Annotated in this window: 1 protein-coding gene; it reads left to right on the top strand. The window is 68.7% G+C overall.

What is annotated here, in order from left to right:
* Positions 1–236: 236 nt before the first annotated feature.
* Positions 237–511 (top strand): DUF4148 domain-containing protein (locus tag FUT87_RS28230; RefSeq protein WP_186830291.1); only part of this gene is annotated, 275 nt, incomplete at its 3' end.

Raw genomic sequence — 511 nt, 5'->3', positions numbered from 1 at the left:
TGGCCGCCAGCGTAGGAAGGCCGCGCGCCCGCGGCCATCGGCAATCGGCGGAACCGGCAGGGACAAATGACCGAGACCCGCAGCGCGCCGCGATTGTTGCGCCATGCACAACGGCGCATTCCGGCGTCCGCCATTTATGCGATCCGGGGCACTGCCTACTCTTCGTCCATCGGCAAACGCAACAGCGAACCGAACGACGACACCCCGATCCACCGCTCTCCTGGAAGGACACCATCATGAATGCCAAGACCCTGATCGCCTCCGCCCTGATCGCCCTGTCGACCGCCGCCGTGCCGGCCTTCGCGCAGAGCTACAGCCACCTGGACCCCATCACCCCGAGTCAGAAGAGCCGCGCCGAAGTGCTGGCCGACCTGGCGATCTATCGCGAGTCCGGCCTGGCCGCCGTCGACCGCACCGAGGACTTCGCGCTGAACGCCGGCCAGCGCGCCCAGGCCGAGGCCCGCTACGCGGCGCTGAAGGCTTCGCCCAAGTACGCCGAGCTCGTGCAGCG

It is taken from the genome of Mitsuaria sp. TWR114, assembly GCF_007997345.1.
Note: the sequence above shows the minus strand (reverse complement) of the source record. Positions and strands in the feature narration are given on the sequence as shown.